Origin of the sequence: Nitrogeniibacter mangrovi (assembly GCF_010983895.1) — a bacterium.
Classification (GTDB): Bacteria; Pseudomonadota; Gammaproteobacteria; order Burkholderiales; family Rhodocyclaceae; genus Nitrogeniibacter; species Nitrogeniibacter mangrovi.
In genome coordinates this window covers 1,787,251-1,809,710 of sequence record NZ_CP048836.1, presented here as the reverse complement: position 1 = coordinate 1,809,710, position 22,460 = coordinate 1,787,251, and the positions used below count along the sequence as shown (strand labels likewise).

General features: G+C 65.0%; 21 protein-coding genes. 2 read left to right on the top strand and 19 right to left on the bottom strand.

All coding sequences use genetic code 11. The features are described 5' to 3' along the window. Nucleotides 1–540: 540 nt before the first annotated feature. The 11 genes from G3580_RS08295 to G3580_RS08245 form a co-directional block, all read right to left on the bottom strand. Entirely contained in the window at nt 541–1,851 is a 1,311-nt protein-coding gene (locus G3580_RS08295; RefSeq protein ID WP_173764808.1) for a DUF1329 domain-containing protein, read from the bottom strand. A gap of 89 nt (nt 1,852–1,940) precedes the next feature. Beyond that, nucleotides 1,941–3,932, bottom strand: a complete 1,992-nt coding sequence (locus G3580_RS08290; RefSeq protein ID WP_228720811.1) for a DUF1302 family protein — start codon at nt 3,930–3,932, stop codon at nt 1,941–1,943. Nucleotides 3,933–3,995: 63 nt separating this feature from the next. Then, a complete protein-coding gene (locus tag G3580_RS08285) occupies nt 3,996–6,383 on the bottom strand; it encodes an efflux RND transporter permease subunit (RefSeq protein ID WP_173764807.1) in 2,388 nt (795 codons plus the stop codon). A 10-nt stretch (nt 6,384–6,393) separates the two neighbouring features. Further along, nucleotides 6,394–7,356: a WD40/YVTN/BNR-like repeat-containing protein gene (locus tag G3580_RS08280; protein ID WP_228720810.1), complete on the bottom strand. Its 963-nt coding sequence runs from the start codon at nt 7,354–7,356 to the stop codon at nt 6,394–6,396. Nucleotides 7,357–7,492: 136 nt separating this feature from the next. Continuing rightward, entirely contained in the window at nt 7,493–8,284 is a 792-nt protein-coding gene (dmpH, locus tag G3580_RS08275) for a 2-oxo-3-hexenedioate decarboxylase (protein WP_173764806.1), read from the bottom strand. After that, a complete protein-coding gene (gene dmpG / locus G3580_RS08270; protein WP_173764805.1) occupies nt 8,281–9,315 on the bottom strand; it encodes a 4-hydroxy-2-oxovalerate aldolase in 1,035 nt (344 codons plus the stop codon). Before dmpG ends, dmpH begins: the two co-directional genes overlap by 4 nt. 10 nt (nt 9,316–9,325) lie before the next feature. Continuing rightward, nucleotides 9,326–10,240, bottom strand: a complete 915-nt coding sequence (locus tag G3580_RS08265) for an acetaldehyde dehydrogenase (acetylating) (RefSeq protein ID WP_217424632.1) — start codon at nt 10,238–10,240, stop codon at nt 9,326–9,328. Between the two features lie 97 nt (nt 10,241–10,337). Next, nucleotides 10,338–11,120, bottom strand: a complete 783-nt coding sequence (dmpE, locus tag G3580_RS08260; protein ID WP_173764803.1) for a 2-oxopent-4-enoate hydratase — start codon at nt 11,118–11,120, stop codon at nt 10,338–10,340. A 9-nt stretch (nt 11,121–11,129) separates the two neighbouring features. Further along, nucleotides 11,130–11,969, bottom strand: coding sequence for an alpha/beta fold hydrolase (locus G3580_RS08255; RefSeq protein WP_173764802.1), 840 nt, complete (start codon nt 11,967–11,969; stop codon nt 11,130–11,132). An 8-nt stretch (nt 11,970–11,977) separates the two neighbouring features. Further along, on the bottom strand, nt 11,978–13,432 hold the full coding sequence (locus G3580_RS08250; protein WP_173764801.1) for a 2-hydroxymuconic semialdehyde dehydrogenase: 1,455 nt from the start codon (nt 13,430–13,432) through the stop codon (nt 11,978–11,980). A 27-nt stretch (nt 13,433–13,459) separates the two neighbouring features. After that, entirely contained in the window at nt 13,460–13,912 is a 453-nt protein-coding gene (locus tag G3580_RS08245) for a GlcG/HbpS family heme-binding protein (RefSeq protein WP_228720809.1), read from the bottom strand. A 160-nt stretch (nt 13,913–14,072) separates the two neighbouring features. On the opposite strand from G3580_RS08245, the gene G3580_RS08240 reads away from it, so the two are divergent. Next, nucleotides 14,073–14,846 (top strand): GntR family transcriptional regulator, encoded by a 774-nt coding sequence (locus tag G3580_RS08240; protein ID WP_173764800.1) that lies wholly within the window; start codon nt 14,073–14,075, stop codon nt 14,844–14,846. After that, on the top strand, nt 14,843–15,391 hold the full coding sequence (locus tag G3580_RS08235) for an antibiotic biosynthesis monooxygenase (RefSeq protein WP_173764799.1): 549 nt from the start codon (nt 14,843–14,845) through the stop codon (nt 15,389–15,391). The genes G3580_RS08240 and G3580_RS08235 overlap by 4 nt, the downstream gene beginning before the upstream one ends. A 20-nt stretch (nt 15,392–15,411) precedes the next feature. Here the strand turns inward: G3580_RS08235 and G3580_RS08230 are convergent, their stop codons facing one another. The 8 genes from G3580_RS08230 to G3580_RS08195 all read right to left on the bottom strand — a co-directional run bounded on the left by G3580_RS08230 (nt 15,412) and on the right by G3580_RS08195 (nt 22,266). After that, nucleotides 15,412–16,338 carry a catechol 2,3-dioxygenase gene (locus G3580_RS08230; RefSeq protein WP_173764798.1) on the bottom strand — a complete coding sequence of 309 codons (927 nt, stop codon included), beginning with the start codon at nt 16,336–16,338 and terminating at the stop codon, nt 15,412–15,414. Nucleotides 16,339–16,520: 182 nt separating this feature from the next. Continuing rightward, nucleotides 16,521–17,447: a catechol 2,3-dioxygenase gene (locus tag G3580_RS08225; protein ID WP_173764797.1), complete on the bottom strand. Its 927-nt coding sequence runs from the start codon at nt 17,445–17,447 to the stop codon at nt 16,521–16,523. A gap of 118 nt (nt 17,448–17,565) precedes the next feature. Further along, on the bottom strand, nt 17,566–18,621 hold the full coding sequence (locus tag G3580_RS08220; protein ID WP_173764796.1) for an NADH:ubiquinone reductase (Na(+)-transporting) subunit F: 1,056 nt from the start codon (nt 18,619–18,621) through the stop codon (nt 17,566–17,568). Nucleotides 18,622–18,709: 88 nt separating this feature from the next. Continuing rightward, entirely contained in the window at nt 18,710–19,069 is a 360-nt protein-coding gene (locus G3580_RS08215; RefSeq protein ID WP_173764795.1) for a phenol hydroxylase subunit P4, read from the bottom strand. A gap of 58 nt (nt 19,070–19,127) precedes the next feature. Further along, nucleotides 19,128–20,684: an aromatic/alkene/methane monooxygenase hydroxylase/oxygenase subunit alpha gene (locus G3580_RS08210; protein ID WP_173764794.1), complete on the bottom strand. Its 1,557-nt coding sequence runs from the start codon at nt 20,682–20,684 to the stop codon at nt 19,128–19,130. A 19-nt stretch (nt 20,685–20,703) separates the two neighbouring features. Further along, nucleotides 20,704–20,973 carry an MmoB/DmpM family protein gene (locus tag G3580_RS08205; RefSeq protein ID WP_173764793.1) on the bottom strand — a complete coding sequence of 90 codons (270 nt, stop codon included), beginning with the start codon at nt 20,971–20,973 and terminating at the stop codon, nt 20,704–20,706. A 12-nt stretch (nt 20,974–20,985) separates the two neighbouring features. Continuing rightward, nucleotides 20,986–21,978, bottom strand: a complete 993-nt coding sequence (locus tag G3580_RS08200) for a ferritin family protein (protein WP_173764792.1) — start codon at nt 21,976–21,978, stop codon at nt 20,986–20,988. A 45-nt stretch (nt 21,979–22,023) separates the two neighbouring features. After that, nucleotides 22,024–22,266, bottom strand: coding sequence for a phenol hydroxylase subunit (locus G3580_RS08195; RefSeq protein WP_407671020.1), 243 nt, complete (start codon nt 22,264–22,266; stop codon nt 22,024–22,026). Between the last annotated feature and the right edge of the window lie 194 nt (nt 22,267–22,460).

The following is a 22,460-nucleotide window of genomic DNA, read 5'->3' as shown; positions in this document are numbered from 1 at the left end:
CCTTGGAATATCGCCGCACCTCTGTGGGCCGGCATTTGCGAACCTGTTTCACCTCCAGCACGAAACGGCGTCACCGTGGCCCCGGAACCGGTCGGCCGAAGACGGTCCTGAACGTCGCCCGAAAGCGGACGTCCACGAATGGCAATGGGGAAATCATCGGTGCGCCGGACAGCGCAAGGCACCGACCTAAAAGGCGGGAAAGCGATTCACCGGAGCAAACGCCGCGAAGCGGAACATCGCGGGGATGAACGGGCGTCGATGGGGGCGAAAAGCGTCATCGGGACACGCCTGCGCCTGAGCGTCGGTCATGCGGATCCCGCCGGCGTCCACACCCCACGCGTGCGGAGCCCTGCCGTCGGCATGACACTCCGGACCCGCCCGAAGGTACGGAATCCGCGGCAGCGTTCGGCCCGCATGAGCCAACCGATCCCACCTTTGAGGCGGGTGACCGACACGGCTCGAAAGCCCACCCTGAACAGGCAAAAAAAAAAGCCCTCCCGGGATCGGAAGGGCTTTCCAAGACGAGGAACCGTCGTGAGTTTATTCGCCGCCGCGCATGTACTGCACCTGGAACTTGGCCGGCGGGGTCTGGGACTTGTCCACCTCGCCACGGAAGTGGCCGGTCGTGCAGTGGTTGGACTGGACGTCGACCATCTGGAAGCCGTCATCGATACCGATGCCGGTGCCCTTGTTGATGGGCAGGTGATGATCCGGGTGGCTCTTGCCCACGGACCAGACCTTCCACAGCTTGCCCTTGCGGTCATAGATCTCGATGGCGCCGTTCACGTTCTGCAGCTGGGCGTCCATGTAGAACACGCGCTTGCCGATCGGGTGGTTCGGGTTGACCGGCACCGCTTCGAGCACGTAGGCCTTGCGCAGCTGCCAGGAGCCCTGGAAGAAGCACCCGCCCTTGCCGCCGAACTTGATGTACTTGAAGCCGTCGGCGTCCGGTGCCGGGTCGTCGCCCAGGGCCGTCTCGTTGTGGTTCCACATGGGCAGCAGCACGTTCTTGGTGCCCTTGTACGTCCACTTCATGTCGGCCACGCGACCGTTGTAGCCCTCGAAGTCCTCGATCATCAGGTCGGAGCCGAGGAAGGAGTCGGTGGTCTGACCGGTCGCCAGGCGGCGCACCCGACGCTGGAAGCCCAGGTACAGATAGGCGTCGTCGAGCTTGGAGTCGTCGTCGTAGCGCTGGATGAGCAGCTTGGTGTTCTTCAGATCCTCGGGGCCGAGCACTTCCCAGTAGATCGCGCGGAACAGGTCCGACGGGTTGGGGGTCACTTCGGGCACCGGCGCATCCTTGATCCGGTGCTTGAAGTTCAGGAAGCTGGCACGGTTGACCAGGGTCCGCTCGACCTCGCCGGTCTCCATGTTGCGGTACTTCATGATCAGCGGGTTGATGACCGCGTTGTCACCCCAGTTCAGACCGTACTTGTAGTTCCAAGCCAGTTTCTCGCCGGCGCGCGGATCGTTGATGTCCGGCGCCTCGGGGAACGGACGGCCGGCCACGAAACCCTGGATGTTGTCACCGGGCTTGGGACCGAGCTTGGTCTTGTTGAGATTGTCGCGGGTGGCCTGGATGTACTCATCCGGCAGTTTGAAGTCGGTGCTCTCGCCGACCGTGACCGTGGTGTAGCCGTTCTTGATCATCATGTAGGTGCCGACGGCGAGCGCATCCTTGAACTGCTCGACGTTGTCCTTGTTGATGACCACGCCCGGCTTCAGGCCCGGGAAGGTCGGGAAGCCGTTCTTGTACGGGAAGAAGGTGTTGTCGACGTCCGCTTGGGTCGCGGCGTGCGCCCCGGCCATCAAGCCCGCCATGACGAGCGCGAGGCTCAGTTTCTTCAGCATGGTTGTCTCCTGTGAAACATGCATCTCAATCAAACTCATTCGATCCGTCCGTTCAGGCGACCCGACCGCTGCCGGGTCGCCCGAATGGATCAGAACTTGTAGCGCATCTGGAAGAACACGTCGTCTTCATACATCGCCGTGCCGATCGGACCGGCGCGGAAGCGACCGAGCGGCTCGGCGCTGGCCAGACCCAGCGAGTAGCCCGGCGCCTGCCCCGGAGCCGCCGTAAACGGCGGGTACGGGTTGCACGTGCGGCAATCGTCGAAGCGGTTGCGGCTGTTGGAGCCCCCCTTGAAGTTGGCCCCGAAGGTCAGCTTCAGTTTGTCGGTGATGCTCCACTCCACCTTGGGCGCGATCACGTGGGCACGAGCGCGGAAGTCGCGGGCGATGATCAGCTCGGGGCTCAGGCGGTCGTTCATGAGGAAGGCCTTGATCAGCAGGGTGCCGATGAAGTTGTCTTCCCAATCGACCATCCCCACCGGGCCGAGCGAGTTGACCGTGCCGTTCGGATCGACACGCTCACCCTTCTTGTAGTAGGTGTGATCGAAGATGTGCTGCCAGAACAGCTGGGCCGAGATCAGCGTCGTGCGACGCGGGTTGATCCAGGGGATGAAGGTCGGACGGTCGATACCGATGACCGAACGCCACACCTTGTGCTTCGAGTACAGGGATTTTTTCGTGCTGTCGGGGAACTCTTCACCGTTGGTGAGGGCGCCTTCCAGGCGAATGGCCGCGCCCAGGGTTTCGCTCTCGAAGTCCATCGAACCGCCGATCAGGTTGACCCGCGGGTAATACACGTCAAACGCGATCAGATTGGTGTTGGCGGTGGTTTGCGGCCCCGTGGTGAAGGGGTTCTGCGCCCCGGTTCTCAGCGCATGCAGGGACGGCAGTTGCGAACGGTAGGTCAAGGCGTTCAGCGAGAAGGAAATGCCCCCCTGCGTGACCCCTTCGTACTTCACCCCCAGCTGGGTGTTGGACAGCTTCCAGTCCGGCAGGTGCACGTCGCGGATACCGATCTGACCCGGACCAAAGTCGGTCGACATCAGGCCACCGGCGGGATTGGGAGCGAAGTTGGCCACCGTACCGCCGTTGTCCCACAGGTTCACCATGCCGCGGAAGAAGCAGCTGGCGTCGAGGATCACGTTCGGCTGGCCGCACTGACCCAGGTTGTTGGGGCGGAACTTGTCGAAGTTCCACACCACCTGCAGGTTGCGATCCTGCATCGACTCGGACGGGCCCATGCGGTACTCGGCGGTGGCGATCCACATGGGGATGCGGATGTCCTCGAGCTCGTCGTAGATGTTGTTGCGCGAGTAGTCGACCGGGTTGATCACGTCGAGCACGCGGAACAGATCGGTCCGGCCCCACACCACCTGCTGCTTGCCGAGCTTCACGTACACCGACTTGCCGTTGTCGAGGAAGATGTTCTTGCGCACATGGGCTTCGCGGATGAAGTCCAGGCGGTCGTTGAACTCCGGCATCTCCAGTTCGTTCTGGTCCAGATCGCCGTAGCCACCGAAGTCCTTGCAACCGCGGCTGTCCTTGTCACACGGACGGACCGGCACGCCGAAAGTGACGTCACCGCTCGTGTGGGAGTGCCAGCGGTCACCCAGCAAGCGCATGCCTTCATTCGGGTTCTTCGACACATCAAAGTTGAACGCAGTCCCCGGAGCCGTCGTATTGCTGTTGATGAAACCGCCACCATGAGGCTGGTATGTTCCGAATGCAGTACTCTCCAGCATGACCGGCCCACCGGCTTCGTCGCCGAACTGGCTCTTGTTCATGCGGTAGACGCCGTCGAAGGTGCCACGCAGGATGCCGTGGAACTTCCAGTCGCCTTCGAGTTTCTTGTCCGCTTCCACCGTGAGGGTGTTGCGGAACTTGGCCAGGCCGACGGCATGACCCGTGGCGTCCTTGCCGCGGAAAGCGGTGTGGTTGTCGTACAGCACGTCGAACTTCCACGGGTCGCTGCCTTCGCCCATGGCCGGCAAGCCGGCAGCCAGCACCTGGGCTGACCAGGCTGCGGCCACCAGGGCGGCGCACAGCTTCATGGGTGGTCTCTTCTTCTGGTACCACTTCATAGGATGTCTCCTCCTTTGAATTCCGCCTGACCTCCCCGGCCCGGCGCTTGCAAGACGCTTGAATCAGACCTCCAGCACGCCGTCCTCGTCGTAGTGGGCGGCGGTCACGAAACTCGGTTTGAACACCACGCACCAGCTGGGCACGATCAGCACCGCGGCGATGGCATTGACGATGAGCATGAAAGAGAGCAGGACCGCGGCATCGGACTGGAAGCGCAGGTCGGACAGGAAGATCCACATGACCACGCCGGCGATGAGCGTCACCGCGGTGAAGGACACGGCGTAGCCGGTGGTGGCCACCGCCCGGATCACGGCCTGCTTGATGTCGTGCAGCTCGGCGAACTCTTCGCGGATGCGGTCCATGAAATACACCGCGTAGTCGATGCCGACCCCGACGCCGACCGCGATGACCGGCACCGTATTGACGTTGATGCCGATGCCCATGGCGCCCATGTAGGCGTAGGTCATGAGCGTGGAGAACAGCATCGGCAGCACCATCAGCCAGCCGGCATGCAGCGAGCTGTAGTAGATCATCACCAGCAGGAAGGCCAGGGCCATCACCGCCGGAATGATCTTCATGTGATCCGAGTGCAGGGCCTGGTTGACCGCCGCGGTGACGCCGATGATGCCGCCGCCGAGCGCGATCTCCACGTCGGGCACGTCCTTCTTGACCTGGGCGATGCCGGCGTTGGCCATGGCGACGACCCGGTTGATGGTCGCGGCCTGGTGGTCCTTGTAGTAGAACACCACGTCGGCCTCACGCTCGTCCGGGGTGACGAACTCCTTGAGCGCGCCCGGGATCGGGCTCGAGGCCATGTAGGCGAACATCAGGCCGCCGACCTCCTGGCGCGAGTCCGGGATCTGCATCCAGCGCGGATCGTCGTTGTGGGTCAGCTTGTTGACCACCCGCACCACGCCCGGAATCGCCTTGGTGCCGCCCAGGGCCGGATCGTTGAGCATGTAGGCCTGGAATTCCTCGATCGCCGCCATCACCTCCGGGCGCTTGATGCCGCCCTTCTCCTTGGTGCGCACCGACACGTGCAGCTCCTCCGAGCCGGGGAAGCGATCGTTGATGGCCGCGGTGGAGATGTTGTAGTCGTGATCGCGATGCAGCAGCGGCGAGCCCGGCTCCGATTCGCCCAGTTGCACCTGGGAGACGAAGTACAGGGCGCCGACCGCACCGATCAGGGTGAGCAGCAGGATCGAGCGGGCACCCCCGTCGGTGCCGCCGGTCATGGCCATGAACTTGCCGAGGAAGTCACGCACGCCCTGGTTGGCGTTCTCGGTGGTGCGCGGCTGCGGCAGCACCGTCAGCGCCAGCGGCACCATGAAGTGCACCGTGAAGATCACCGAGAAGCCCCAGAAGCCGGCGGCGATACCGAGCTTGTGGTTGAACGGCGCGGCGCCGAGCACCAGCACGGCGATACCGACCGCATCGACGATGATCGCCAGCGACCCGGGGCGGAACAGCGCGTCGAGCGCATTGCGGGCCGCCTTCTTGCCGTTCTTGACGATCGCCAGTTCCTCGTAATAGCGCGCCACCAGCTGCACCCCGTGCGAGGTGGCCCGCGCCGCGATCAGGAACGGAATCGGCAGCGACAGCGGCTCGAGGTTGATCCCCATCATCGCCATGAAGCCCAGGCCCCAGATGGAGGACAGGGCGATGCCCAGCAGCGGCAGCGCGATGCCGTACAGGCGGCGGAAATACACCACCAGCAGGGCCGCCAGCAGCAGCAGCGTCCAGGCCAGGATCTCGACGATCTGGTTGATGTAGGTGTACACCCAGCCGGTGAGCACCGGGTTGCCGGTCACGTAGATCTTGTGGCCCGGGGTCTGCAGCTCGCTACGGACCTTCTGCAGGGCGTCGAAGGTCTTCTTGTAGTCGATGTCGCCCTCGTTGAGCTGCGCCTTGATGAGCGCCGCCTTCAGATCGGGCGAGACCAGCAGGCCGTAGATCGTCGGGTTGGCGATCACGTCTTTCTTGAGCTGCTCGAGCTGGGCGACGCTCAGCTTGCCCTTGAGCGGGTCGTAGTAGGACTCCGACTGGAAGCCGCCGTACTGGTCGACGAAGATCTTGCGTGACGTGCGGTGGGTGAGACTCGAGACCAGGTTGTGGTTCACGCTCGGCAGGCTGTCCAGGCCTTGCGTGGCCTTGTGGATCAGGGCCAGGGTCTCGTTGTTGAAGATGGTGCCCTTCTCCACCTCGACCGCCATGATGATCATGTTGGCGCCGCCGAAGTTCTCCTTGAGGCGGTTGTACACCTTGATGTACGGATGGTTCTGCGGCAGCAGATCGGCGAAGTCGGAATACACCCGCAGCTTCGGCAAGGCGGCGCCGAACATCACCGTGAACATCAGGATGAGGGCGAGCACGATCTTCGGGTTGGCGAAGATCCACTCTTCGGCCCGGTGCAGCTTGTGGGTGATGGAATGTTTCAGTGCGCTGACCATGGTGTTCCCCTTACTGTCCAGCCGCCGCGATCACGCGCAGCAAACCGCCGGGACCACCGGCCACGACCGCCTTTTGCGGATTCACCGCCGCACCGGCGCCGAAGAAGACCGGCATCTGGTCCGGGTACGCCACCGGGCGCCAGGTGTCGCCATCCAGATAGGCGACCACGCCGCCGGCGCCCACGCCGTGCGGAATGCCGTTGAGCTCGAAGAGCCGGTACAGCGGCGCCCCGGTGGTGTTCTTCTGCGCGGTCCAGCTCTGGCCGCCGTCGTCGGTCACCAGCATCTGGCCGGCCAGACCGCTGACGAAGCCGTGCTCGCGCGACACGTAGAGCGCGTCGTAGGGATAGAACTCGTTGGGCATGTCGGTGCGGCGGTTCCAGCTCTGGCCGCCGTCTTCGGTGACGAACACCATGCCGAACTCGGCCGTCGCCACGCCGTAGTCCTTGTCGAGGAACTGGATCGCGGTGATCTGCGCGTCCTCGCCCAGATCGGTCAGGTGCCAGCTGGCGCCCTTGTCGGCGCTGTAGGCGATCTGGCTGCGAGTGCCGGCCACCCACCAGCGACCGACCACGTCGCAGGCCACGGTCAGCGGCACGCGTGGCTTGTCCATCGCCACCGAGGTCCATTTGGCCGCTTCGGCGTCGGCATGCCAGACCTTCTTGTGAAAATCGATGCCCAGCAGAGTGCCGTCCGGGCACGTGGTCAGGCCGACCATGGAGGCGGAGTCGAGTGATTCGCGGCGCCACTTGTGGCCACCGTCGGACGACACGAGCACCGCGCCGTTCTGGAGACCGGCGACGATCACCTTGTCGTTCGACACCAGCGACTGCACCACGTCGTAGCGCTTGACCGGCCGCTGCTCCTCCGCATGGACCGCCGACAGATCGGCGCTCCCGCTGCATCCGGCGAGCACCAGCAGGCTCGCCACGCTTGTCATCAGTCGCCAGTGGCGACCCATCGAGTTATTCACAGCTCCTCCTTCTTCAGGGCCTGTCATCGCCCTGTCCGCCCGGTCGTGCCGGGTGGCTGTTCTCTTTATGTTCTTGCGTTGGACGGTGCGGCACCGGCCGCACCATCCGCCCCAGGTCGTTTCGGCTCTATCCGGCCTATTCGACAAAGCGCAGCGACGTGCTGCCCATGCCCTGCACGCGCAGGGTGATGTGATCGCCCGGCGCCACGGCCACCGCCTCGGTCACGCCGCCGGAGAGGATCAGCGTGCCGGCCGGGATCTCCATGCCGCGTCGGCCGAGGTTGTTGGCCAGCGCCGCGATGGCGGCGGCCGGATGCCCCAGCACGGCGGCGCCGGCGCCCAGCGCGACCGGCTCGCCGTTCTTCTCGAGCACCACGCCGACGGTGCGCAGATCCACCTCGGCCGGGCTCACCGGCTTGCCGCCGACCACGAAGCGGGCGGCCGAGGTGTTGTCGGCGACCACGCTCTTGAGGTCGAACTTGAAGTCGCGGTAGCGGCTGTCGATGACCTCGATGCCGGGCATGAGGAAGTCGGTGGCGGCCAGCACGGCGCCGATGTGGCAGCCCGGGCCCTTGAGCGCGCGCTTGGTGACGAACGCGATCTCCGGTTCCACCTTCGGGTGGATCAGCTCGGAGACCTTCACCTCACCGCCCTCGGGCACCGAGTAGTAGTCGGCCATGAAGCCGAACACCGGCTCGGTCACGCCCATCTGCTTCATCTTGGCGTGGGAGGTGAGCCCGGCCTTGAGACCGACGATGGCGTGGCCGCGGGCGATCTTGCGGGCGCGGATTTCGTCCTGGATCGCATAGGCGTCCTCGAAATCCATGTCCGGATATTCTTCGGTGATCTTCAGCGTGTCCTGGGCTTCGAGCTCGCAGTTCTCGAGGTGCTCGGCGAGTTTTTCGATGGTGGCGCGGTCGAGGTTCATGCGGCCTCCTGCTTCTGCTTCTTGGCGAGAGACAACGCGGTGTCTTCGATCATGTCTTCCTGGCCACCGACCATGCCGCGGCGGCCCATCTCGACCAGGATCTCGCGGGCGGGCACGCCGTACTTCTTCTCGGCGCGCTTGGCGAACAGCAGGAAGGAGCCGTAGACGCCGGCGTAGCCGAGGGTGAGCGCGTCGCGGTCGATGCGGATCGGGAAATCCATGATCGGCACCACCAGGTCTTCGGCCACGTCCTGGATCTTGAAGACGTCCACCCCGGTCTCGATGCCCATCATGTCGCACACGGCGATGAACACTTCCATGGGGGTATTGCCCGCCCCGGCACCCAGGCCGGCGGCGGCCGCATCGATGCGGTTGGCCCCGGCTTCGATGGCGGCGATGGAGTTGGCCACGCCCATGGCGAGGTTGTGGTGGCCGTGGAAACCCAGCTCGGTCTCGGGTTTCAGTGCTGCGCGCACCGCGCCCACGCGGGCCTTCACCGTCTCGGGCAGCAGGTGGCCGGCGGAGTCGGTGACGTAAATGCAGTTGGCGCCGTAGCTCTCCATGAGTCTGGCCTGCTCGACCAGCCCTTCGGGGCTGTTCATGTGCGCCATCATCAGGAAGCCGACGGTGTCCATCTCGAGCTTGCGGGCCATGCCGATATGCTGCTCGGAGACGTCGGCCTCGGTGCAGTGGGTGGCCACGCGGATGGTGCTCACCCCCAGCTCGTGGGCCATCTTGAGGTGATCGACAGTGCCGATGCCCGGCAGCAGCAGCGCGCTGACCTTGGCCTGCTTCATGAGCGGGATGACGGTGGAGAGGTATTCCTCGTCGGTGTGCGCGGGGAAACCGTAGTTCACCGAGCTGCCGCCCAGGCCGTCGCCATGGGTCACTTCGATCAGCGGAATGCCCGCCTCGTCCAGCCCGGTGGCGATGGTCTTCATCTGCTCGAGCGTCATGAGGTGACGCTTGGGGTGCATGCCGTCGCGCAGCGTCATGTCATGCACGGTGATTTTCTTGCCCTTGAGGTCCATGTCTGCCTCCTTAAGCGCTGGCGGGCTCGAGCGTCAGCTCGCCCTTGAGGATTTCTTCGGCGAACATCTCGGCGGTGCGCGCGGCGGCGGCGGTCATGATGTCCAGGTTGCCGGCGTACTTCGGCAGGAAGTCACCCAGGCCTTCGACCTCCATGAACACGGAGACGCGGTTGCCGTCGAAGACCGGGCCATTGACCAGCTTGTAGCCGGGCACGTACTTCTGCACCTCGGCGATCATGGCGTGGATGGACTCGGTGATCTTCTGCTGGTCCGGTTCGGTCTCGGTCAGGCAGTGCACGGTGTCGCGCATGATCATCGGCGGCTCGGCCGGGTTGATGATGATGATCGCCTTGCCCTGCTTGGCGCCGCCGACCTTCTGCACCGCACCGGCGGTGGTGCGGGTGAATTCGTCGATGTTCTTGCGCGTGCCCGGACCGACCGACTTGGAGCCGACGGTGGCGACGATCTCGCCATAGGCCACCGGCTGCACGCGCGAGACCGCGGCGACCATGGGGATGGTGGCCTGGCCACCGCAGGTGACCATGTTCACGTTCATCTCTTTCTTGCCCACGTGCTCTTTCAGATTCACCGGGGGCACGCAGTAGGGGCCGATGGCCGCGGGCGTGAGGTCGATCATCATCACGCCCAGTGCATTGAGCTTGCGGCTGTTTTCGGCATGCACGTAGGCGGAGGTGGCGTCGAAGGCGATCTGCACGCCGTCGGCCTGCACATGCGGCAGCAGGCCGTCCACGCCCTCGGCGGTGGTCTTCAGGCCCATCTCGGCAGCCCGCTTGAGCCCTTCCGATTCCGGGTCGATGCCGACCATCCACACCGGCTCGAGCACCGGGCTCCTTTGCAGCTTGTAGAGCAGATCGGTGCCGATGTTGCCGGGGCCGATCAGCGCACACTTGATCTTGTCCATCACTTGCGTCCTGTCAGAATTTCAGCGTCATGCGAATAAGAAAAGGCCGCGCGCACGGGTCGGAGAGGGGACCGGGGGTGAGGCACGCTGCCGTAAACCATCAGACGAACCGCACCGAGCAGCCGCCCACATCGCCGATGGACACGCGCAGGCTGTCGCCCGCGGCCACCGGCACCATCGCGCCGAGCGCGCCCGAGAGCACCACCTCGCCGGCCTTGAGGCCGATGCCGAGGGAGCCGAGCATGTTGATGAGCCAGACGACGGCGTTGACCGGGGAGCTGAGTGTGGCGGCGCCGGCGCCGGTGACGGCGACCTCGCCGTTCTTCTCCAGCACCATGCCGCAGGTCACCAGATCCACTTCACGCGGATCGACCAGGGTGGAACCGAGCACGAACACGCCGCAGGAGGCGTTGTCGGCCACGGTGTCCTGAATGCGGATCTTCCAGTCGCGGATGCGCGAATCGACGATCTCGAAGCAGGCCATCACCCCTTCGGTCGCGCGCAGCACGTCGGCCGCGGTCACGCCCGGCCCCTGGATGTCCTCCTTGAGCACGAAGGCGATCTCGCCCTCCGCCTTGGGCTGGATCAGGGTGTCGATGGGGATCGCCTCGCCCTCGTTGTAGACCATGCCGTCGGTGAGCCAGCCGAAGTCCGGCTGATGCACGCCGAGCATGTTCTGCACCGCCTTGGAGGTGACGCCGATCTTCTTGCCGATGACCGCCTCGCCCGCCTCGATCCGGCGCGACAGCATGCGCTGCTGGATCGCGTAGGCGTCCTCGATGGTGATGTCGGCGTGCCGGTTGGTGAGCGGCTCGAGCACCTCGCCCTTGACCAGGGCGGTGTAGAGCTCGTCACCGAGTTGGTTGATGAGGTTCTGATCCATGTCCGTCTCTCAGTGCGAGGCCTTCGCCTCGGCCAGAAAATCGCCGACCAGCCGCGCAAAGCGCGCGGCGTGCTCGATCTGGGTCCAGTGGCCGCAACGGCCGAACACGTGCAGTTGCGAGCGGGAAATGAGCTGGTGCAGCGTCAACGAGGTGGCGAGCGGAATCACCTGGTCGTCGCGACCGTGGATGATCAGGGTCTCGTGCTCGATGGCGCGGATGTCGGCCTCGGGGCTGGCCATGGCATCGACCCAGCGCTGGCGCGGGGCCGGGAACATGGCGGAGAAGCTCTCCTGGAAGCCCGGGCGGATGCTCGCCTCGTAGCGCAGCCGGGCCAGCTCGTCGGTGACCAGGGAACGGTCCCAGGCGAACAGGTCCATCATCGTGCGCATGGCCTCGAAGCTGGGCGTGTAGCCCCACACCGCGTCGAGCGCGGGCGTGATCTCGAAGGGCACGCCGACGCTGCCCATGAGCACCAGTCGGCGCACCCGCTGCGGGTGGCGGATGGTCAGCGCCAGCGCCAACGCGCCGCCGAAGGAGTTGCCCACCAGGTCGGTCTGCTCGATGCCCAGGGCATCGAGCACGCCCACGGCCTGCTTCACCCAGTTGTCCATCGAGTAATCGAACCCGGCCGGCCGCGCCGAGTAGCCGAAGCCGGCCATATCCGGCGCGATCACCCGCGCCTGCTCGGCCAGCGCCGGCATCACCAGGCGCCAGTTGGCCCACGCCGTGACGCCGGGCCCCGAGCCGTGGATCAGCAGCACCGGATGGCCGCTGCCCAGATCGTGCACGTTGGTCTCGAGACCAGCGGCGACGATGGTCTGGCCGATTTCGGGGCTGGTGGCGCTCATGGCTTCGCTCACAGCTTCACGCAGATGTTCTTGAGTTCGGTGTAGAACTCGAGCGAATGCACCCCGCCCTCGCGGCCGATGCCGGACTGCTTGGCCCCGCCGAACGGGGTGCGCAGGTCGCGCAGGAACCAGCTGTTGACCCACACCAGCCCCACTTCCAGCTCACCGGCGACGCGGTGTGCGCGGGCCAGATCCTTGGTCCACACCGAGGCGGCCAGGCCGTAGTTGGTATCGTTGGCGCGACGCACGATCTCCTCTTCGGTATCGAAGGGCTGGATCAGCGTGCACGGGCCGAAGATCTCTTCGCGGGCGATGGCCGAGTCGTCGTCCAGGCCGGTCCAGATGGTCGGCTGCACCCAGGCACCCTCGGCCATGGCGCCGGGCATGTCGGGCACGCCGCCGCCGGTGACCACGGTGGCGCCCAGCGCCTTGGCCTTCTCGTAGTAGCCCAGCACTTTCTGCTGGTGCTCCTTGGAGATCAGCGGGCCGAGGTTGGTGTCGGCCTCTTCCGGGCGGCCCAGCTTGAGGCCTTCGGCTCCCTGCTTGAGCGCGGCAACGAACTTGTCGAAGATCGGGCGCTCGACATACACCCGCTCGGTGCCCAGGCACACCTGACCGCAGTTGGCGAACACGGAGCGCATGGTGCCTTCGATGGCGGCGTCGAAGTCGCAATCGGCGAACACGACCGCCGGGTTCTTGCCGCCCATCTCCAGCGACACCGGACGGGCGCCGGTGGAGGCGGCCTTCATGATCGCCTCGCCGGTGCGGGTCTCGCCGGTGAAGGTGATCGCATTCACATCCGGGTGGGTGGTCACGAATTCGCCCGCCGAGCCCGGACCGAAGCCGTGCACCACGTTGTAGACACCCTTGGGCACCCCGGCGGCGTTCATCACCTCACCGAGCAGAGCCGCCGTGTGCGGGGTCTCCTCGGAGGGCTTGACCACCACCGCGTTGCCGCACGCCAGCGCCGGGCCGACCTTCCAGGTCATGAGCAGCAGCGGCAGGTTCCACGGGCAGATCACGCCGACCACGCCGACCGGGCGACGCACGGCGTAGTTGAGCGCGCCGCGGCCATCGGGCGTGGCCATTTCGAAGAACTCGGTGGGCACGTTCTTGATGACGTCGGCGAAGATCTTGAAGTTGGCCGCGCCGCGCGGGATGTCGATGTGGCGCGCCAGGCTCATCGGCTTGCCGGTGTCGGCGCACTCGGCGGCGAGGAACTCGTCGAAGCGGGCGTTGATGCCGTCGGCGACCTTGTAGAGGATCTCGACGCGCTCGGCGATGCTCATCTTGCCCCACGGGCCGCTCAGCGCCGCCTTGGCGGCGGCCACGGCGGAGTCGACCTCCGCCTTGCCGGCTTCATGAACGCGCGCGATGACGCTGTTGTCGAGCGGCGAGCGGTCGTCGAACTGCTTCGCCGTGGCGACGAATTCGCCGTTGATGAAATTGAGAATGTCTTTCATGCCGTTCTGTTCCTGTTCCCGCGAGTGCTAGTTGTCGTCCGCAGCCCCCAGGACCGCCAGAGCGGCCCGGGCGCATTCCTCGTCCTGCGCTTCGGAGGCGCCGGACACGCCGACACCACCGACCAGTTGGTCGTCGATACGAATGGGGAGACCACCACCGAAAACCACGAGGCGGGGCCGGGCCGAAAAACCCAGCTTCATGCCTTCGTTGCCCTCGACCGCCTGCATCCATGCGCCGGTCGGAAACCCGAATCCGGCGGCGGTGTAGGCCTTGTCGATGGCGATATCGATGGATTGAACGAACGCACCGGGCATGCGCAGGAAGGCCGCCAGGTTGCCGGCGCTGTCGCACACGGCCACGTTGATGCGCACCCCCAGCTCGCGCGCCTTGGACACGGCGGCTGCGGTGGCACGGGCGGCGGCGTCGCAGCCGATCACGGCTTGGGCCACCACGTCAGGTTCGGACCTGTTCATGTTCATGGGCGTTGCCCTCTTGTCTCCTTGGGGAAACACAATAATTTCGCTTTTTCTCGACGTCAACACTTTTTCTCGAGATTTTTTACTTTCCCCAAACGATCAGGTGTGATTACAATCTGTGCTATCCGGGTGCGAGGAGCGCCCCAAGACGAGAAGGATCGCCATGAGCGACACCGCGACGAAAAAGCGAGAGAAGGATTCCGTACTGGACGAGGTGCCCAAGACCCTGGTCGAGGGGGCCTACCACCAGCTGCGGCGGGACATCATCGAGGGCAAGCTGAAGCCGGGCGAGAAGCTGCGCGTCGAGCACCTCAAGGCGCACTACGACGTGGGCGCGGGCACGCTGCGCGAAGCCCTGCAGCTGCTGATGACCGACGCCCTGGTGGTGGCACAGGGGCAGCGCGGCTTCAATGTGGCACCCATCTCCCTGTCGGATTTCGAGGACATCACACGCACCCGCGTGCTGATCGAATGCGAGGCGCTGCGCCAGTCCATCAACCGCGGCACCGACGAATGGGAGGCGGCCGTGCTCGGCGCCTTCCACCGCCTGTCGCGGGCCGAGGAACGGCTGGCGGAGGATCTGGACTCCTCGCGCGAGGAGTGGGAGGCGCGCAACAAGGCCTTTCACGAGGTGCTGATCAGCGCCTGCCCTTCGCGCTGGATCGCCCACTTCCAGAAGCTGCTGTACCGGCAGTCGGAACGCTATCGGCGCATTTCCCTGTACAACAGCCGGATTCCCCGCGACGTCCACGCCGAGCACGCCAAGCTGTGCGATGCGGCCGTGGCGCGCGACGCGGACCGCGCCTGCGCGGTGTTGACCGAGCACATCATCCGTACCCTCGATGGCATCCGTAAGCTGCCACGCGAGATCCTCGAGCCGGCCGCCAGCGTCGAGCGGGTGACCCGGCCGCGCCCCCGCACCTCGGGAGCGCAATGAGCACACCGGTCGTTCGCGTGGCCCATCGCCGCGCGCGCGCCGGGTGCGTGGATGCCTACGAGGCCGTGCTGCGCGGCATGTTTCAGGCCGCGAGCGGGTTTCCGGGATTTCTCGGGGCGGACCTCGTCCCCCCGCTCAAGCCCGGTGACGAGCACCGGGTGACGATGAAGTTCGCCTCCGAGCCGGATCTGGCGCGCTGGGATGCCTCCGACGAACGCGTGCGCTGGCACGAGGCCATGGCGCCGCTGACCGAAGGGCCGCCGGAATATCACCTGCTCTCGGGGCTCGAGGCGTGGTTCGTCCCACCGCCCCTGCCGGTGACCCAACCACCGTCGCGGGCGCGCATGACGCTCGTGACCTGGCTGGGCATCTTCCCCACGGTGTCGCTCTTTCTGTGGTTCGTGGCGCCCCATCTGGCGGCGCTGCCCTTCCTGCCGCGCACGGCGCTGCTCACGGCGCTGATCGTGATCACCATGACCTACGTGGTCATGCCGCGGCTGGTGCGCTGGCTCAAGCCCTTTCTGCACCCCGACCGGAGTCAGTGACCCCGGCCGGGTGAGACGTTTCAGCTCACGACCGTCAGGAAGCGCTCGTTGAGCTTGCGGTCGTGATAGAAGATCCCGGCGCCGACGTTGTCGAAGGTCCAGGTGATGGGCTGGTTGTCCGGATAGGTCTGGTAGCCGCCGCAGAAGGTTTCGAAGCGGTTGCCCGACGGATCGAAGGCATAGATCGTGGTGCCGCGGGTGATGCCGTGGCGGGTCGGCCCGATGTCGATCGACACCCGGTTCATGGACATGATGTCGGCCGCCTTGAGCACCCCCTCCCAGCTCTCCAGGAAGAAGGCGACATGGTGCAGCTTGCCCGGCTCCGGGTGGCGCACGAAGGCGATGTCGTGGGCCTTGTTGGAGCACGACAGCCAGATGGCCAGATCGGTCTTGCCGTCTTCCATGAGCACATGCTCGACGAGGTAGAAGCCGAGCACGTCCTCGAAGATCTTCTGCGCCTTTTCGATGTCCGGCCCGTACAGCAGGCAGTGGTCGAAACGCACCGGGTTGATGCCCTTGCCGTCGGGCACGAACACTTCCGGGTTCACATAGGGCATGCCGTTGCCCACGTCGGTCTTTTCCGCGTACAGCTCGATGTCGTGGCCGGTCGGGAGCGTGAAGCGGATCCGCTCGCCGGTCTCGAGCATCTCGCCGGCGGCGATGTGCTCGGTGTGCAGGCCGTAGGCACGCAGGTCGGCGTCGAGCTTCGCCAGGGTCGCCTTGTCCTGGACCTTGAAGCCGACGAAATCGACACCGGCCTCTTCGGCCTCGCGGATGATGAAGCTGTTGTGGTCGCGCTCGTCCTGGGTCTTGAAATACACGCGGCCCTGTCCGTCGCGGCCGGTTTCGATCAAACCCATCACCTTGGTGTAGAAATCGACGCTCTGCTGCAGGTCGAGCACGCGCATCTGAAAATGGCCGGGGCGCAATACGCCAGTCACTGCCATGGTGGTCTCCTTCCTCAACCCCCTTCCGGTCAGGGGCTCGCCCGGTATGGTTCTGTGGTCGCCGCCCGGATGCGGCGCCTGTGTCCGGGGTGGTTTTCCGCGCCGAACAGCCGGTGCGGAGATCTCTCTCTGTGGGAAGAAAAACCGTTGCGGGGCCGTCGGGCGACGGCCCCGTTCGCTGCTTAGCTCACCACCGACAGGAAACGCTCGTTGAGCTGCCGGTCGTGATAGAAGATCGCCGGGCCGACCTGATCGAAGGTCCAGGTGATCCGGTGGTTGTCCGGGTAGGTCTGGTAGCCGCCGGCGAAGGTCTCGAAGCGGTTGCCCGACGGATCGAAGGCATAGATCGTGGTGCCGCGGGTGATGCCGTGACGCGTCGGCCCGATGTCGATCGACACCCGGTTCATGGACATGATGTCGGCCGCCTTGAGCACCCCTTCCCAGCTGTCGAGCAGGAAGGACAGGTGGTGCAGCTTGCCCGGCTCCGGATGCATCACGAAGGCGATGTCGTGCGCCTTGTTGGAGCAGGACATGAACACCGCCAGGTTGCTGTTGCCGTCCTCCATGAGCACGTTCTCGGTGGTGTAGAAGCCCAGCACCTCGGTGAACAGCTTCTCCACCTGGTCGATGTTCGGCCCGTACAGCAGGCAGTGGTCGTAGCGCACCGGGTTGATGCCCTTCTGGTCCTGCACCCAGACCTCCGGGTTCACGTAGGGCATGCCGTTGCCCACATCCGTCTTCTCGGCGTAGAGCTCGAAGAAGTGGCCCGTGGGCGCCTGGAAGATCACGCGCTCGCCGGTCTCGAGCATCTCGCCGGCGGGAATGCGCTCGGTGCTCAGGCCGAAGGCCTGGATGTCGGCCTCCAGCTTGTCCAGCGTGGCCTTGTCGGACACCTTGAACGCCATCGCGTCCATGCCCGCCTCGTCGGCCTCGCGCAGCACCAGCGAGTTGTGGTCACGCTCGTCCCAGGCTTTGAAGTAGACGCGGCCCTGATCGTCCCGGCCCATCTCCTGCAGGCCGAGCACATCGCGGTAGTGGCGGACGCCTTCGTCCAGATCGAGCACCCGCAGCCGCACGTGGCCGGGACGCAGTACACCTGTAATTGCCATCTTGAGTCTCCTCCTGCCGTACGTCATGCGAACTTCATTCGCAGGCGTCGGCGGTTTCTGTCGTGGGGTTAAAGATATTTGGCTACTTTCTCGACGTCAACGTTTTTTCTCGAGATTTTTAAATCCGTTTGAACAGCGGGCTGCGCACCTGCTGCGCATCGGCCGCGGAAATGAAACGCTCGGTGAAGATGTCGTTCTCGAACAGGCGCCCCTGCATGAGCGCGCCGATACAGGCATCGATCATCAGCGGCGGGCCGCACAGGTAGGCCTTGTGGCCGCGGAAGTCGTTGTCGAAGTGCGCGACCGCGGCCTCGTGCACGTAGCCGCGAAAGCCGGTCCAGTCCGAGCCGGCCGGCTCGTCCGAGAGCGCCGGCACGTAGGTGAAGTTCTCGTGCGCCTCGGCCAGGGCGAGGAATTCGTCGTGGTAGTAGAGCTCCTCGCGCGAACGCTGGCCGTACACCAGGGTGATCGGCAGGGTACTGCCCTCGGCGAGCAGGTCGAGAATCATGCTGCGCGGGCTGGACAGGCCCGAACCGCCCGCCATGAAGATCATCGGCGCCTCGGCCGACTTGCGCACGAAGAAGCGCCCGTACGGCCCGGACAGGGTGATGCGATCGCCCGCCTGGAGCGATTCGTGCAGCCAGGTGGTGCCGGCCCCGCCGACGACGATGCGCACGTTCAGCTCCACTTCCCTGCCCTGTCCCGGCGCATTGGCCAGCGAGAACGCGCGCGAGCCGATGTCCTTGGGCAGTTGCAGATTGATGTACTGCCCGGCCTGGAAATGGATGGGTTCGTCGAGCTCGATGAAGATGCCCTTGATGGTGGGCGTGAGCGGCTCGATGCGCGACACGGTGCCGGGAAAATCCTTCACCGGAATGGATTCGGCGTCCGGGTCCTCTTCGATGTCGGCCTCGATGGTCACGTCGCTTTCCAGGCGCGCACAGCAGGCCAGGGTCTTGCCCTCGTCCCGCTCGAAATCCATGAGCGCGAAGCTGGAAGCCTCGCCGTGGTCCACCTCGCCTTCGAGCACATCGACCTTGCAGGTGGCGCACAGGCCGTGACAGCAGGCGTGCGGCAGCCAGATGCCGGCGCGCAGCGCCGCATCGAGAATGGTCTGATCGTCCTCGACCTCGATCGTGGTGCCGAGCGGTTCGATGGTCAGTTCGTAGCTCATGTGTCCTCTCTCCCGGGGCGGGCGCAGCTGCGCGCCCGCCGCATCGTCCGCCGCGTGCATGGCGCGGCGGAGCGTGTGTGGTGGTGATTCAGCTGCAGGACCCCTTGATGCCGGTCAGGCCCGGGGTGCGGAAGCGGATGACCGCCTTGTGCCCGAGGCCGTTGTCGGCCAGCGACGCGTCCATCTGCGGCTGCCAGGGCTCGCCCGACTTGAACCACTCGACGGTGTTCCAGTCGATCTTCGCGAAGTCGGGGTGATAGCCGAACGCACCGGGCAGCATCTTCCCGACCAGATCGCCGAACAGGGTGGTCGGCGGCATCGCCAGCGCAAACGGGGCGCAGAACAAGAGGTGGTCTTCCCAGCCCACGAACAGCAGCTGGTTGCCATGAAAGTTCTCGAGCCGGTCGGCGGACTCGAACGTGTATTCCTTGACGGCAGCAACGGCCATGGATGTCTCCTTGTATCGTCGAGACGCGCGGGGCGTGACGCGCACGCCCCGTCACGCCTTATTCGTTGGTGGTCGCCATGCCACGCCAGGTGGCGAAGTTCTTCTGGTCTTCCGAGCCGTCGAAGTCCAGGTTGTCGCGGCCGAAATTGATGTGGTAGTACTCGAGCACCTTGGCCAGCGGCTCGAAGCCCTCCACCGTCGGGTCGGTGCCCTCGGGGAAGCAGTTGCCCTGGTAGATCTGCTGCACCGGCAGCCACGCCTGCTTGTACTTCTCCGGCTCGTCCTCGAAGATGTGCTTGCAGCCGTCGGAGCAGAAGTGGAACTTCTCGCCCTGGTAGTCCACCTCGCGGTAGCAGGTCTTGGTCGGGTCACCCGGCTCGGTGAACACCATCGGGATCTGGCACACCTGGCACAGCTGCGGCAGCGTGGTGTTGTAGAAGCGGTTGCCCTGCTCAGCCTGCTCGCGCAGATACTCCAGGCGCGGCCGGTAGTATTTGTCGAAGCTCTCCGGATACTTCTTGGACAGCCAGTCCAGCTCGTCATCGGTGGGCGACCAGGTGTGGAAGTCCGCCGCGGCGCCATACTGGTAGAAGGTGCCCCAGGCCTGGTGGGAGATGTGGTCCTTGTCGAAGGCGATCTGGTCGAGCCACTTGGGCGGACGGATGCCGTAGCGGGCCAGATCCTTGAACAGCGCGCCGCCGTTCTGCTCGAAGTACACCTCCCAGGCTTCCTTCCAGCTCATGATCCGCTTGGGCAGCATGTAGTCCATCATCATCCCGACCAGGGTCAGCACGCGATAGCCGCGCCAGGTCCACTTGTCGATCCAGCGCTGGACGATGGGCACGTTGTCCGGGTCCTGCTCGAGGATGAACTTGATGATCTCCAGCCCCAGGGTCATGTGGCGGGCTTCGTCCGACTGCGCCGAGAAGCCGAAGGTCATGGTGCCCATGTCGCCGTTGTAGGCCGCGCCCGAGACGAAGGGCACGAACAGCAGGTTGGTGAGCACGTACTCGAACGAGAAGCCGATGGCGACCATGAACTCGAACGGCCCGGCGGTGACGGCGTCGTCGAAGAAGGAGCGCGGCACCGACAGATACCAGACCCGCTGCAGCATGTGCGAGAAGTCGTGGAAGCCGTTGTAGTACTTGTTGTAGTTCGACAGCGCATGGATCTGCGTCTGCGCATGGCGGATCTCGTCGAGGGACTGCATCAGGCAGGCCACCCGCGGGCCGGCGCCCGGGAAGGCGCGCCCGGCCATCGCAAAACCGCGATGGGCCATGTACTCCAGCGGGCTGATGCCGGTGAGGAACAGCTTGATGGCGTTGAGGTAACGCGCGTCGGTGACGTTCAGGTGGCCGTTGTTCTGGGCGTAGGCGTCGATGATGGCGTAGAGCTTGCGCTCCTTCTCGGCCTGGTATTTCCAGTACGAGTCCATGGTCAGGCGGAAGGGGTCTTCCCACTTGTCCCAGTCATGGATCTTGATGCCCTCGTATTCCATGAACGGATAGATGTCGTCCTTCTTCTGATAGGACGGCTCCCACTCCAGGCCACGAGTCATCTGGCGGTACTTTTCCTTCAGGCCCAGCTTCTTGCCGGACGTCGCTTTCATGTCCATTTGATCTACTCCTTGGCGCTTACGCGTTCCAGTGCAGGGTCAGCTCGTCGTCGGTCTCGTCTACATGACCGGAGAGCGTGATCAGGTTGATCTGCAGTTCCTGCAGGTCGAAGTCGCGGCCGATCAGCTCCTCGATGGTCTCGCGGCGCACCACCAGCGAGTTCTCGGCATCGATCTTCACCATCGCGGGCTGGTGATCGATCTTCGCGTTCGGGTTGTCGGCGGCGATGGCCTCGATGATCGGGCGGGTTTCCTCGTTCGCCTGCAGGGCGATGAATACGGTCGACATGGTTTCGACTCCTCAGACCTTGATGCCGGCTTTCGCCATGCGTGCGTTGAACTGCTCGACCTGCTCGGCGATGAGCTCGTCCGCGCCTTCGGCCACGGCGATCTGGGCCACGGGGCGCAGCGCGGCAGCCGCGCGGTCGCGCCAGTGGGTCACCCACTGCTCGACCAGGGCCTTGTTCTCGGGCGACTCGCTGGCGGCGGTCTTGATGGTGGCGTCGGCCCAGCGCTTGGTCTCGCCGAACCAGTCGGTCATGAACTGGGTCGCCAGCGCGATGGGCGTACCGCCCTGGGCGGCGAACACGCCGCCGACGATCGCGTCGAACACCATCGGGTACAGCAGCCCGTCCAGCGCCACGTCCTGGGCCACGAACAGCTCGTACGGATCCTTCAGCACGAAGGTGTCTTCCACGTAGCGGCGCAGGCCCTGCCACACGTCCGCACTCATCCACGCCTCCTTGGCCGACTCCAGCGACGTCTCGTCGCCGAGCAGCAGGCCGACCCGGGTCAGGTACTGAGCCACCGCGAGCTGGTCCATGGCGTAGTAGATGAACGGCTGGGTGAAGGCCGTGCCATAGCCGTAGGCACACACCGAGGCGTTGTTGAGGTTGCCGCCCCAGGCCACGTGACGCAGCGGCAGCAGCAGACGCAGGGCACGGTCACGCAACTCGTCGCCGAGGGTGCCGACCAGGTTGTGGGATTCGACGAAGCTCAGGTTGGCCTCGGCCGCATCCTGCTGCTTGGCACGCGCCAGGGTGTAGGCGCCGTAGTAGAACTGGCGCGGATCCTTGAAGGCGTACCAGTCTTCCATCTTGATGCGGGTGCGTGCCGGATCGAAGATCTCGTGATCCGGGTCCCAGGTGGGGCGGTACTGGAAATTGGCCGTCGCCTGGAGGTCGTAGGTACCCTCCTGGTAACGCGAGGCCGGCTTGTCGCCGAAGCGGCGCGCGATATTGCTGTAGGTGTGACGCAACGGTTGAATCGAAACCGTTCGCAGGTCCATCTGCATGGTGTCTCCTCCTTGGTATGTCCTTGATGTCCGACCGCGTCGTCTTCAGTCGGTGGATCTGAATCGTTCCTGCGCGGCGTTGCGCAGGCGCCACTCCCAGTCGGCGCCGGTGTCCTCGAGCGGGCGCGGCCCCTCGAGAAATTCGACCTTGTTGGTCTCGCAGAACGCCTCGTACGCATCCGCCGGCAACAGCATCTCGACGTAGAGCTCGGGCAGGCCGATCGAAAACTCGAACTCGACCAGGCCGTCGTCGCGCCGCTCGACCAGCCGGACGAACTTGCGTGTCACGTCCACTCGGGGTGTCTCGCTCGCCACGGGCATGTCTCCATTTGATGAGCCGCTTGCGGCCCGGTACAGGGACTCACTCAAGTCGCGTGCCAGCTTCCCGGAAGGCCCGTCAATTGCGGCTTTTCAGTGAGTTTCTCGAGATTCTGGCAAACCAAGAATGGCTTTATGAGTTGATCAAATGATCAAATGGCGTT